The organism is Streptomyces sp. 3330 (assembly GCF_031456635.1).
GTDB lineage: Bacteria > Actinomycetota > Actinomycetes > Streptomycetales > Streptomycetaceae > Streptomyces.
On record NZ_JAVDVA010000038.1, the window covers coordinates 47,306 to 59,195 of the forward strand.

General features: G+C 70.3%; 8 protein-coding genes and 3 pseudogenes. 7 read left to right on the forward strand and 4 right to left on the reverse strand.

Annotated elements, in window-relative coordinates; translation table 11 throughout:
- Window positions 1-70: 70 nt before the first annotated feature.
- Both J2X68_RS36990 and J2X68_RS36995 read right to left on the reverse strand, forming a co-directional pair.
- Window positions 71-601: a potassium channel family protein gene (locus J2X68_RS36990; RefSeq protein WP_310436997.1), complete on the reverse strand. Its 531-nt coding sequence runs from the start codon at window positions 599-601 to the stop codon at window positions 71-73.
- Window positions 591-1,925, reverse strand: a complete 1,335-nt coding sequence (locus tag J2X68_RS36995) for a diacylglycerol kinase family protein (protein WP_310436998.1) — start codon at window positions 1,923-1,925, stop codon at window positions 591-593. The genes J2X68_RS36990 and J2X68_RS36995 overlap by 11 nt, the downstream gene beginning before the upstream one ends.
- Window positions 1,926-2,627: 702 nt before the next feature.
- On the opposite strand from J2X68_RS36995, the gene J2X68_RS37000 reads away from it, so the two are divergent.
- Window positions 2,628-3,041 (forward strand): SHOCT domain-containing protein, encoded by a 414-nt coding sequence (locus tag J2X68_RS37000; RefSeq protein WP_310436999.1) that lies wholly within the window; start codon window positions 2,628-2,630, stop codon window positions 3,039-3,041.
- A 364-nt stretch (window positions 3,042-3,405) separates the two neighbouring features.
- Window positions 3,406-4,552, forward strand: a pseudogene (locus tag J2X68_RS37005) (PP2C family protein-serine/threonine phosphatase).
- A gap of 75 nt (window positions 4,553-4,627) precedes the next feature.
- On the opposite strand, the gene J2X68_RS37010 reads toward J2X68_RS37005, so the two are convergent.
- Both J2X68_RS37010 and J2X68_RS37015 read right to left on the reverse strand, forming a co-directional pair.
- Window positions 4,628-6,412, reverse strand: a complete 1,785-nt coding sequence (locus J2X68_RS37010; RefSeq protein WP_310437000.1) for a sulfate permease — start codon at window positions 6,410-6,412, stop codon at window positions 4,628-4,630.
- A 301-nt stretch (window positions 6,413-6,713) separates the two neighbouring features.
- On the reverse strand, window positions 6,714-7,205 hold the full coding sequence (locus J2X68_RS37015) for a three-helix bundle dimerization domain-containing protein (RefSeq protein WP_310437001.1): 492 nt from the start codon (window positions 7,203-7,205) through the stop codon (window positions 6,714-6,716).
- Window positions 7,206-8,252: 1,047 nt separating this feature from the next.
- Between J2X68_RS37015 and J2X68_RS37020 the strand changes: the two genes are divergently transcribed.
- The 5 genes and pseudogenes from J2X68_RS37020 to J2X68_RS37040 all read left to right on the forward strand — a co-directional run.
- A complete protein-coding gene (locus J2X68_RS37020; RefSeq protein ID WP_310437002.1) occupies window positions 8,253-8,798 on the forward strand; it encodes a hypothetical protein in 546 nt (181 codons plus the stop codon).
- Between the two features lie 283 nt (window positions 8,799-9,081).
- Window positions 9,082-9,465 (forward strand): annotated as a pseudogene (locus J2X68_RS37025) (aldo/keto reductase); the annotation flags it as partial.
- 187 nt (window positions 9,466-9,652) lie between these two features.
- Window positions 9,653-10,216: a dihydrofolate reductase family protein gene (locus tag J2X68_RS37030; protein ID WP_310437003.1), complete on the forward strand. Its 564-nt coding sequence runs from the start codon at window positions 9,653-9,655 to the stop codon at window positions 10,214-10,216.
- A 122-nt stretch (window positions 10,217-10,338) separates the two neighbouring features.
- Window positions 10,339-10,890: a GNAT family N-acetyltransferase gene (locus tag J2X68_RS37035; protein ID WP_310437004.1), complete on the forward strand. Its 552-nt coding sequence runs from the start codon at window positions 10,339-10,341 to the stop codon at window positions 10,888-10,890.
- Window positions 10,891-11,094: 204 nt separating this feature from the next.
- Window positions 11,095-11,890: pseudogene (locus tag J2X68_RS37040) on the forward strand (Fe-S oxidoreductase); the annotation flags it as partial.

Sequence of the window (11,890 nt, forward strand, 5' to 3'; positions counted from 1 at the left end):
GGTTCCATGGGGCCGTAGCGCCTCGCGTCTGTGCGTCGTCACGGGCTTGGATCGTCAGCCCGGAGTACGGTCACCTGCTCTTCGGGTCCTGCCGATGCCGGCCGGCCTCGACGGCCCTCACCACCACCCGGGCCGCGATCCCGACGAGCAGGATCCCGCCGACGATCTGGATCATCGTCATGACGCGTGCCGTCTCGGTGCGGCCGGTGATGTCGCCGAAGCCGACGGTGCTGACCACGGTGAGCGTGAAGTACAGGGCGTCGGTACGGCTGAGTGGCTCGGTGAAGCTGCCGGGTGTGGCCCGCTCCAGCAGGAAGTAGGAGGTGGCGAAGACCAGCACGAACAAGGGGAGGACGGCGGCGAGCGACTCCACCGCCCGCAGCTCGGGATTCGGGGAGCGGACGATCGTGCGGACCTGCCAGAGGAACAGTGCCGTCACCGCGAGGAGACCGAGTACGAGACCGGCCACCGTGCCGCCGTTGAGAGGTGCGTCCATGGGCAGCAGGTAGTAGGCGAGGACCAGTCCGGACGACACGAGGAGCGAACGCGCCACCGCCCACAGGGCAGCGCGGCGGCCGGGCCGCGGGAGGTCATCGGTCATGCCCCGCCGCCCTCCGGACCGTCGTCAGGGTCAGTCGCCGCACCCGGCGCCAGTCCATCGGGGGTTTGCCGGGCGGCACACCGGGGCGGTCGCGGGGAACTCTCACGCGCAGGGCGCGAGGGCGGATCCGGCACCGGACGGGGGTCGGCAGGGTCAGGGCTTCGCCGTCCACGCCGACCGGGATCGTGTCGGCGTCGGCGTCGACGACGACCTCGCGGGCTGCCAGCTGCACGAGCCCGGTGGCCCGGCGGCCGCGGAGCAGCTCCACCGCCTGCGCCGCGGTGTCGACCGTGACGCCGAGCACTCCGAGGACGCCGGAGTCCAGCCGTTCCCGGTGCCCCAGCCCCGCAGGGTCGTCCGTGCGGTACGGGTTGTTGCTGACCAGTACGGCCTGCGGCTGCTCGATGGTCCTGCTCTCGGCGTGTACGGCGAGGCGTGGTCCATGATGGTGTGTGAGCAGATCGGGCAGCATCTGCAGGGTGGTGCGGGCCTTGTCGTCGCGGTAGGCGGGGCTCTGCACGACGGCCGCGTAGGCCCCGAACGACGCGTTGTTGACGAACACCCGGTCGTTGATGACGCCCAGATCGATGCGGAGCTCGACGCCGTCCGTGAGGGCGTCGAGACACTTCGACGGGTCGTCCCTGTCCAGTCCGAGGTCCAGGGCGAAGTGGTTGCGGGTGCCGGCGGAGATCACCAGGAACGGCAGATCGCGCTCCGCGGCGACGGCCGCGACGAGGGCCTGGGTGCCGTCGCCTCCCGCGACGCCGAGCAGGTCGGCGCCCGCGTCGGCCGCCGAACGGGCAAGCGCGGCCACGTCCTGGCGGCACGTGACGTCCAGAACGCAGACCTCGGCGCCCAGCGCCTCGGCCTTCTCCCGCAGCCGAAACCGTCCGACCTTCCCCCCGCCGGAGCGCGGGTTCATGATCAGGTAGGGGTGTCGCGGCGGCGCCGGTGAGTGTTCCGGGATCCGTGCCGGGGCGGCCTCGGCGCCTGCCAGCGCGACCCGGCCGCAGAAGACGGCCAGTACCCACAGCGCGATCGACACGAGCACCACCCACAGCAGCCCGGACGCCACGTAGAGGACGACGACGGCGGCGGGGGCGACAAGAGCCAGTCCCCCGGCCAGTACCCGGACCAGGCCGGTGTGGGCGAGTGTCCACCACACGCCCGCACACGTGATCGCCAGCCCGGCAGCCCCCACCAGGACGAGCAGCAGACTGTGGAGCCCGGCGAACAGAAGCAGGACGATGATCGCCCCGATGCCCGCCGTCACAGCCAGCCGGGCCGCCCAGCGTGGACTGAGCGCGTAACGGCTACCGGACATGTCCACCTCCCACCGACGGGCTGCGCTCGGTTCATACCACCGTGCCTCGCCCCGGCCGGTCGTCACCCGCTCCGGGGGATTCTCCGGACGGACCGCTTCTTGGACAGGCGGAGTCCTTCACACCGGCGAGGGGTCCCCACCCGGTCCCGTGGGCGGGCGCGCCGCACCGGTAGCTGCTCTTGCGTCGTTCGCCCGCGACGAGGCATCCGGCGCGGGACAGGCGGCGCCGCGCGGGTGCGGGGGCCTGCACGCGTTGCCCGGATCTCCGCCGACGAAGGGCCGAGCACGTCAGGAACCCCGCCGGTCCCTCGCGCGGCGTCCGCGGCAGCCGGCCGCCGTCGACAGGCGATCACCCCGTCCGGGTGAGGCGGCGCACGGCAGGCCCGGCTCTTATGGGAGGTGCGCCCCGCCACGGGCAGGAAGGAAATGTGAGGTCATGGCCCAGAAGGTGACAGGTGCCGAAGGTGTCACCGCCCTCGCGACGCGGACGCCCCCGTCTTCGAGGCGCTCGTTCAGATGACCCTCGACACGCGCGAACGTTCCGGGCCGGACGAGGGGACCTGCCTGCCGGCACGCATCGCCGCCATGGTGGCCATGGACGCCCCCGCACCGCGAAACGGGCCTACCCGCGGGTCCGGTCTGCGGACCGGACCCGCGGGTAGGCCCGCAGAGTCCTGGCGGACGACACCCTGAGGAGAGCCAATGAGCAGCAGCGTGACCTTGGCCTACGACTTTCCCGTTCTGGGGGCCTTCTGGTCGATCATGTGGTTCTTCCTGTGGATCATGTGGTTCATCCTGCTCTTCCGCGTCGTCGTGGACATCTTCCGTGACGACGACCTGAGCGGATGGGCCAAGACCGGATGGCTCCTCTTGACGATCGTCCTTCCGTTCCTGGGCGTCTTCATCTACGTCATCGCCCGGGGCAAGAACATGGGCAAGCGCGAACAGCGTCACGTCAGAGCCCAGCAGGAACAGACGGAGCGGTACATCCGCGAGACCGCCGGCAGCAGCCGCATCAGTGCCGCGGACGAGCTCGCCAAGCTCTCCGAGATCCGCGCCCGGGGCGATATCACCGACGAGGAGTACCGCCGGGCCAAGGAGAAGGTCCTCCACTGACCCGCCTCTGCGTACGGGCTCGGCACCGTCCCATCCGCTGCGGCCGGCTCCCGGTACGGAGCCGGGGCATCCGGACCGGCCCGTCACTCCCTCATCCGGGGCCCAGGGCCGGACCGCCGCCTGCGAACGGCACCTGCACAGCGTTCCCCGCTCTGCCGCCGACGTCGATCACCGCGTGGCACCGCCCTGTCGTCCCCGACCACACCCTCACGAAGCCGGGTTCCCATCCGAAGAGGAGAAATCGGCAGCCGCCCCCCCTCTCACCCCCGGGGTGGGCGGTCCCTGCGCGAGCGACCGGACCGGGCGAACCGTAGCAAGAGGGAACCACCGGTGTGGCCAGGCCGGACGAAAAGGGTGGGCGGGGATGGCGGCCTTGCCTGACATCGACTACGCGGCACTGTTCGCGGCCACTCCGAGCCCGTATCTGGTGCTGGGCCCGGATCTGGTGATCGTGGAGGTAAATCAGGCGTATCTGAAGGCGACCGGGCGGACCCGGAAGGACCTGCTCGGGCGGTTCGTCTTCGACGCCTTCCCCGACAATCCTGCGGATCCCGCAGCCGACGGGGTGCGGAACCTCAACGCCTCGCTGCACCGGGTACCGGACTCGCGGCGTTCCGACGCGATGGCGCTGCAGAAGTACGACATCCCCCTCGTCCAGCGGCCGGGGAAGCATTCGAGGAACGGTGATGGTCACCCATCAACAGCCCGGTCTTCGCCCCGGACGGGACGGTGGCGTGGATCGTCCACCGCGTAGAGGACGTGACAGCGTTCGTGCAGGCCAACGTCACCGCGAACCTGGCGCCTTCCCTGCGGCTGACAGAGCACGAAGCCCTGGAGGCGGAGCTGTACGGCCGCTCACGAGAGCTTCAGCGGCTCAACGAAGAGCTGCGGCAGGCCCACACCCGTGAGCGTCACGTGGCCGTCGCGTTGCGGGAGGCCATGCTGCAAGCCCCAGACCTGGCTCACCGTCAGGACATCGCGGTCCGCTGTCTGCCCGCGACCAGGTCGCTCAACGTGTGCGGTGACTGGTACGACATGGTCGACTGTCCGACGTCCGCTTCGGCGTCGCGGTCGGTGACGTCGTCGGCCATGGCCTCGAGGCCGCCGCCGCCATGGGAATGCTCCGCAGCGCCCAGGCGCTGGCAGACCCCACCAACCGATTGATCATCCACAGCAACGCAGGTCACCCGCCAACTGCCCTGGTACACGCCGAGGGAACCTGTGAGCTGCTGGATCAGGCCAGCGACCCTCCCCTGGGCGCGCGGCCCCAGCACGTACCGCGCCCGCAGGCAACCGTCGTCTACGGCCCCGGCGACACACTCGTCCTCTGCACCGACGGGCTGATCGAACGCCGCGGCGAGGACATCGACACCGGCCTCGCCGAACTGACCGGCCTCCTCGTCCAGTACCGCCATGTGGCCCCCGAGGATCTGGCCGACATCCTTCTTGTCCGTCTCGGGCTCGCCGGCGGCGGCCGCGACGACGCCGCACTGATCATCGTGCGGCTGTGATCGGCGTCCCGCCACCGCGCCCCGGGTGCCCTCACGAACCCACGAGACATGACCGGTTCCGCACAGGGTGCGCGCTCACCCCCGGCCGTCCGCCTCCGGTGCAGCACCGGGAGACTGAGCAGGAGGTGCGGGGAGCGTCCAGTCCGCCCCGGTGAGCAGCCGGAACGCAGCGACGGCCGCCTCCACGGTGGGGAAGAAGTGCTGCGGGTCGATGGTGCGGGTGAGCCCGTACTCCTCGATCTTGCGCCGCACGGGGTCCTTGAGTTCAGCGAACACGAGGTGGACGTGCTCGGCGTTGAGGGCCACATCAAGCTCTTCCAGGACGTCCGCGGCGGTGGTGTCGACGTCGGTCATCGGCTCGGCCGCGATCACGATCCAGCACGGACGCGGCTCTGTGCGCGCCAGTCGCCGGATCTCGTCGCGGAAGGTCCTGGCGTTGGCGAAGAAGAGAGGGGCGTCGAACCGGTGGATCACCAGGCCCGGCACCTGTTCGGCGTGCGGGTAGGAGCGCACGTCGTGGTACCCCTCCAGGCCCTTCACCCGGCCCAGAACGGTGTTGTACGGCCACCAGGCGCGCCGGAAGACGTTGAGGACGGACAGGGCCACGGCGATGGCGATCCCCTGCAGGACACCGAGCAGGGCCACACCCAGGAAGGCGGCGACCGACAGCAGGAACTCGGTCCTGCGCTGCCGCCACAGCCGTACCGTCCCCGGCAGGTCGGCCAGGGACAGCGAGGCCGTGATGACGATGGCGGCCAGGGCTGGTTGAGGCAGATCGCGGAACATGCCCGGGGCCAGGACGAGCATGAGGACGATGAGTGTCGCCCCGACGACTCCGGTGAGCTGGCTTCTGGCTCCGGCCCGCTCCGCCACCGCCGTACGGGAGCCGCTCGCGCTGACCGGGAAACCCTGGAAGAGACCGGCCGCCAGATTCGCTGCGCCGACCCCGGCCATCTCCTGATTGCCGCGGATCTCCTGCCCGCTGCGGGCAGCGAAGGCCGTCGCATTGGAGATCGTGTCGGTGAGGGACACCAGGGCGATGCCGAGCGCGCCGCCGAACAGCGGTGCGAGGTCGGCGACCTGGACGTCCGGAATCGTGAACGGCGGGAATCCCTCAGGCAGTTTCCCGACCATCTCGACTCCGTGCTCGCTCAGGTCGAAGAGCGCGGCCGTGGCGATCGCCAGGCCCACCATGACCAGCACCGCGGGGATCTTCGGCAGCCACCGCTGCAGCACCAGGATCAGGAGGGTCCCGCAGACGCCGATCGTGGCGGCGGCGGGCACCGGCGCCCCGTCGGCGAGACCGCGCACGAGACCGACGCACTCGTCGATCAGGTTGTCCGATTCGACCTTGAAACCGAGCAGTTTGGGCAGCTGGCCGATCAGGATGGTGAGGGCCAAACCGTTCATGTAGCCGATCATCGTCGGCTTGGAGATCAGGTCGGCGATGAAACCGAGCCTCGCCACCGACGCCACAATCATGATCGCCGCCACCATGAGCGAGAGCACCGAGGCGAGCGCGATCGCCCGATCGGGATCGCCGTCCGCCACCACGAGGGGCAGCACGGTCGCGGCGATCATCGGCCCCAGCGACGAGTCCGGGCCGAGCACCAGAATGCGCGACGGCCCGCACACGGCGTAGCCGAGCAGGCAGAGAATCGTCGTGTACAGACCGGTGATGGTCGGCAGACCCGCCAGCTCCGCGTACGCCATGCCCTGTGGCACCAGCAGGGTGGTCAGGACGATCCCGGCGACCAGGTCCTTGACCAGCCACGCACGCCGGTAGGACGACGCGGCGCGGACTCCCGGTACGGCCCGCAGCCAGGGCAGGGACCTGAGCCGGTCTTGCCGGTCGGTCACGGGCCCTCCTCTCGTCGTGCCGCCCGTCGGGCTTCCCGCCCGGCGACCTGGCACCCTATCCCGGCTCACCCGGCCGTTGCTCCGACCGCCGGGTCCGGGGGAAGTCCGACTCGACCAGCCCGACCGGGCCGCGGGTGACGGCAGGGCCGCCGAGCCCACGATGCCGCCGGCGTCGAGCGGCTTCAGGGACGACAGCACGCCGTGGGCGGACGGTGCGGGCAGCCCTTCCCGGCACTGCGCCGGCAGCACCACGCCGCTGCACAGCAGTGCGGCTCCGTCCATCTTCTCCAGCCCCGCCCTCTCAGGAGGGCCGTAGTCCCGGCTCAGCCGGACCATCGAGTCCGGTCGCAGCCGGAGCGGCTCGACGAAAGAATCGGCGATGCGCGCGCCTCTTCCGTCCGACATCACTGATCAGTTCCTCTCCCGGAGGAGGCGTTGCGGAACGAGCGATGTGGTTGCCGACGGCCGCGTCGAGCGTCCTGCGGACCCGGCGCTCGACGAGTATCGGAATGTAGGCCCTGACCCTTGCCTGCCGGAACGAGTCGTACGCCGATCTGACCACGGCTTCAACGGCGGCCTCGCCGACGGTGGGCCAGGTCGCCCTCAACCGCGCCACCAGGTCGCGAACGGCAACGGCCTCCTCCTGCGAGCCGGACGGCTGCGCGGCCGGTGGCCCTTTGGGGTCCGTGCGGTCCAGGGAGTCCGTGTGCTCCAGGGGAGCGCGGGGATCGCCGCCCCCGACGTCGGCGGGGCTCGACGCGGCGGCCGCGGGCTTGCCCTCATCGACTGTCATGGCCGCACGGTCCCTGCACCCCTGGCCGGCCCGTCCGCCTGGCACGCGGACATCGGCCCGGCCGATGAGGGCGCCCTGGTGTTCCGATGCGCACCGTTGCGTGTTCCATACCCCTCGGCCTCCAGCCCGTCGCGACCGCATCCCGCACCGTCGCCCGCGAGCGGGTGCCACACACATTCTCGGTTCGGCCAGACATGATCGCCCCCGGAGGCCCGCCCCAGAAGCGGCACGGCCGCGCCTGCGCTCGCCCGAACGGCTCCCGGCGCGCCGACGCCTGCCCCCGAAGTCCGAGTCCCCCGGGAAGAGGTCATCGCCTGGACGGGCGTCGGCGCCGACCGACCGAGGCAGCCGGCGTGGGTCGAGGCGAGAGCCGCCACGGCCGCGCGCCTGAGCTGGCTCACACCGGCGCTGACGCGACAGTCCGGGGGGGGGCCGGCCTCTGGGCCGCTCCGGCGACGCCGAGTACGGGCCCGGCCTGCTTGTTCCTCTGCCCGAGGGCGCCGGACGTGGTCCCAGCGATGCCCGACCTTCCGCAGCCACAAAGAACGTCAACGCCTCTGCCCGTGGCCCGATCGGCACCCCTGGGGACTCCTGGCCGGGCCGACGGACTCGCTCCACAAGACCGCGTCCGAGGTTGGTCAGCGGCAAGGCCCTTGCGACCCGTGGCCCCGGCGGGCGTTCTTGCCGTCCCGGCACTTCGTCATAACTCGGGCCGGTAGGGCCACCGACAGGTCCGGACGGCCCCAGGCGGTCCACGGGACGCGGAGCGAGGCTGGAGGGAAGAGGCCCGCGCCTGCCGGTTCGCGGACCGCGACGGATCGACCCGCAGAGGTGATGACCGTGTCCAGCACAAGCACACGGACCGTCTCCGCACTGGTGACACTCGTTCTGGCCGGCATGTTGTCCGCCGGATGCGCTGCGGACAACACCACGTCCAGCCAGGCCGCGCCTCCCCCGACCGCCGCGCCCAGCCCCTCCGGCAGCGATTGCTGGAGGGCGGGCACGTCGGACGACGACTGGGACAACTGGGCTTCATGGGGGCCTGGCATGGGGCCTGGCATGATGGGGGAGCAGTGCTCGTGGGGCGTCGGCATGATGGGTGGCCATTACTGGCAGCGTGGTGACGGCACCCCCGTGAAGAACGTGGACCAGGCCCGACAGCGCGCCGACGCCTTCGCCCAGCGGCTCGACCTGCGCGTCGGTGAGATCATGGAGTTCTCGAAGAACTTCTACGCCGAGCTGGAAACACCCTCCGGGGAGCCGGCCACTGAGATCCTCGTCGACCCGGCCGACGGCGACACCGGGATCGAGTACGGCCCGGCAATGATGTGGAACACCGATTACGGCATGCATCCTCGCGGCCAGACGCAGACCCGGTTCTCCCCCGACCAGGCCCGGCATCGCGCCCAGCAATGGCTGCGGGACCGAGACAGCGACCTGACCGCCGACAGGGCCGAGGCGTTCCCGGGTTACTACACCCTCCACACCATGCGCTCCGGGAAGATCGACGGCATGCTGTCGGTCAACGCCTCCACAGGCGCCGTGTGGTATCACACCTGGCACGGCACCTACATCACCACCAGCGAGCACTGATACGAGCTGGAAGCTGTCGATCATGCGAGTCGCGGGCTCGTTCGGGCACGAAGCGGTTGCAGGTCGATCGGCGCGGGGCGCCGCTGCCTCCGCGATCCGGCTGGGGCAGGACGCTGAGGTCAGCGTGATCGCGGTCGGTGCCGCGCTTGCCGGTCCTGCGCCGAGCACGGTCTGCGCCGCGGCCATCACCGCTGTGGTTGCGGTGGTCCCGATCCGGATGCGCCACCCCGGCGCGGAGAGGGCCTCGGTGTCGCGTGGTCACGTTGTCTCGGAGATCCCGCACGTGATCCCGTGGAGCCCGCTGGCGCGGGGCAGACTGACGCGGGTCCGGGACACTGCCACGGCGCGTGCCGAGACCGATGAGGGCGGCAAGATCCTCTACCGCGACGGGGACCAGGCTGTGACCGAGCGCGTCCACGAGATCGCGGGCAAGCGGGGACTGTCCCCGGCCCAGGTCGCTCTGGCCTGGGTCATGCGCAACCCGGTGGTGACCTCGCCCATCGTCGGGGTCACCAAGCCGGCCCAACTGGCCGACGCGGTCGCCGCGGTGGACGTCGAACTCGACGAAGACGAGGCCGCCCATCTGGAGGATCCCTACCAGCCGCACGAGGCCGCCTACCTGGAGGAGTCCTTCTACAAGTCGCGCCCTGTGGCGGGCTCCCGGTAGTCCGCGCTGCTGCCGGGGCTTCGACGAACGGTGGGAGGCGGGAGCGTGAGCGACCTGGACGGCTGAGGAAGGCCCGCCCTCGATTTCGGGAAATGACTCGGACGGCCCAGCGAATCCCGCGCGCCGCGATGAGTCCCGCGATGTCCGGCGGTCGTACTGTCGAACCCGTTGCCGAGGAGGACTTCTGATGCGCAGCGTGACCTATTCGATGAACGTTTCACTCGACGGCTACGTCGTCGGGCCGGACGGCACCTTCGACTGGACGGCACCCGACGAGGAGGTCTTTCGCTTCTGGATCGACGACATTCGACGGGTCGGGGTCCACCTGTTGGGACGACGGCTCTACGAGACGATGCTGTACTGGGAGACCGCCGCCCAGGACCCCTCGCTCGGCGACGCGGATGCCGAGTGGGTCGGTCTCTGGAACCCGCTCCCGAAGGTGGTGTTCTCGACCACTCTGACGTCGGTACAGGGCTCTGCCCGCCTCGCCTCCGCCGGTGTGGCGGAGGAGATCGAGCGGTTGCGAGCCGAGCCGGGGACGGGCGACATCGCGATCGGCGGCCCCACACTCGCCGAACAGGCGGCCGCGTCGGATCTGATCGACGAGTACCGGGCGGTGGTCTACCCGGTGCTGGTGGGCGGTGGAGTCCCGTTCTTTCCCCGGCGTGAGCGCCGGGTGGACCTCGAACTCGTCGAGACCCGGACCTTCAGCTCGGGAGTCGTCTACCTGCGCCATCGCGTGACGCGTTAGCACCCTCGTCCGCCGAGCCCCGGTGCTCAGGTCGCAGATCGCCAGGCGACCTGGGCTCGGGGCTGCCTGCCTCCGGCAAAAAATCAGGTGGTCCCGGCATACCCCGTGGATAGGGTTGGGCAATGCCCGAGCTGAAGCGGCTGCATGTCAGCCATGCCCCGGCGGTGTTGGCCTTCGAGGTGGCGAACCGCGCCTACTTCGCTGCCTCGGTCTCCGACCGCGGCGACGACTTCTTCGCGCGGTTCACCGACAGGTACGACGCCTTGCTGACCGAGCAGGAGGCGGGCATCTGCGCCTTCTACGTGCTCATCGCCGAGGACGGCTCGGTACTCGGAAGGTTCAACCTGGTCGACATCGAGGACCACACCGCGGAACTCGGCTACCGGGTCGCGCAGCACGTCGCCGGCCGCGGCGTGGCGACCGCGACCGTCCGGGACGTCTGCCGACTGGCGGCGGTCCGGCACGGGTTGCGCACGTTGCGAGCGGCCGCGACCCACCGGAATGTCGCGTCGCAGAAGGTGCTGACCAAAGCCGGGTTCTTCCCTGTCGGCCCCGCCGACCCGGCGCACATCGGAGGTGAGCCGGGCACCTGGTATCAGCGCGACCTGCCGCTCCGGCCCGGCAGTGCGATCTTGCCTGGGGACCGGTCGCAGGAAGGCCGCGGCCGGCGCTGATCGTCAGCGCGGTTCAGACGGGCAGGCGCGGGACGCTGCCGATGAGCCGCCTGGTGATCAGGGCGACCTGCGGGGCGAGTCGCCTTCGCGACGCAGATCACCGTGCACCCGTCTGCAGAGCGGGCCGGGAAATGGGTAGTCTCGGAACCGGCCACCTAAGTTACCGCTTAGTAGTCCCGTTTCGCAGGTTCGAGGAGTCCGCCCATGCAACTCGCCGCGATCGTCGTGTCGCTGGTCCTCATCGTGGTCGGCGTCGCGCTGTTCGGCCGGGCCGTCCTGGCTGTCTACCGCTTCCTACGGCTCGGCCAGCCGGTCGCCGCGCAGATGGCCCGCACAGACCGCCCCCTCGCACGAACGCTCACGGTGGTCCGGGAGTTCGTCGGCCACAGCCGGATGAACCGCTGGGGAGTCATCGGGGTGGCGCACTGGTTCGTGGCGGTCGGCTTCTACACACTGCTGCTGACCATCGTCAACGCAACCGGCCAGCTCTTCGAACCCGACTGGCTCCTGCCGATCATCGGCGACTGGACCCCGTACAACGTCTTCGTCGAGTTCCTCGGCACCATGACGGCACTGGGCATCATGACCCTCATCGCCGTCCGGCAGCTGAGCCGGAGCGGCCTCGCGGGCCGCAAGTCCCGCTTCGCGGGGTCCAAGACGGGTCAGGCGTACTTCGTCGAAGCCGTCATCCTCATCGTCGGCGTCTGCATCGTGGTCCTGCACGCGCTCGAAGGCGCCCAGCACCACGTCCAGCACTACGAGGCTTCCTTCTTCCTGTCCTACCCGCTGCTCTCCTGGTTCGAGGGCATGGACGCCTCGACCCTGCACACCCTCACCTGGTTCTTCGCCGGCCTGAAGATCGCCACGTCGTTCATCTGGATGATCGTGGTCTCGCTCAACACCACCATGGGTGTGGCCTGGCACCGGTTCCTGGCGTTCCCGAACATCTGGTTCAAGCGCGACGCTCAGGGCGCGACCGCGCTGGGCGCGCTGCTGCCGA

Excerpts from the sequence above, each read along its gene's own strand:
- J2X68_RS36990 (WP_310436997.1), bottom strand. The coding sequence starts at position 601 with ATGACCGATGACCTCCCGCGGCCCGGCCGCCGCGCTGCCCTGTGGGCG.
- J2X68_RS36995 (WP_310436998.1), bottom strand. The coding sequence starts at position 1,925 with ATGTCCGGTAGCCGTTACGCGCTCAGTCCACGCTGGGCGGCCCGGCTG.
- J2X68_RS37000 (WP_310436999.1), top strand. The coding sequence starts at position 2,628 with ATGAGCAGCAGCGTGACCTTGGCCTACGACTTTCCCGTTCTGGGGGCC.
- J2X68_RS37015 (WP_310437001.1), bottom strand. The coding sequence starts at position 7,205 with ATGACAGTCGATGAGGGCAAGCCCGCGGCCGCCGCGTCGAGCCCCGCC.
- J2X68_RS37020 (WP_310437002.1), top strand. The coding sequence starts at position 8,253 with ATGGGGCCTGGCATGATGGGGGAGCAGTGCTCGTGGGGCGTCGGCATG.
- J2X68_RS37030 (WP_310437003.1), top strand. The coding sequence starts at position 9,653 with ATGCGCAGCGTGACCTATTCGATGAACGTTTCACTCGACGGCTACGTC.
- J2X68_RS37035 (WP_310437004.1), top strand. The coding sequence starts at position 10,339 with ATGCCCGAGCTGAAGCGGCTGCATGTCAGCCATGCCCCGGCGGTGTTG.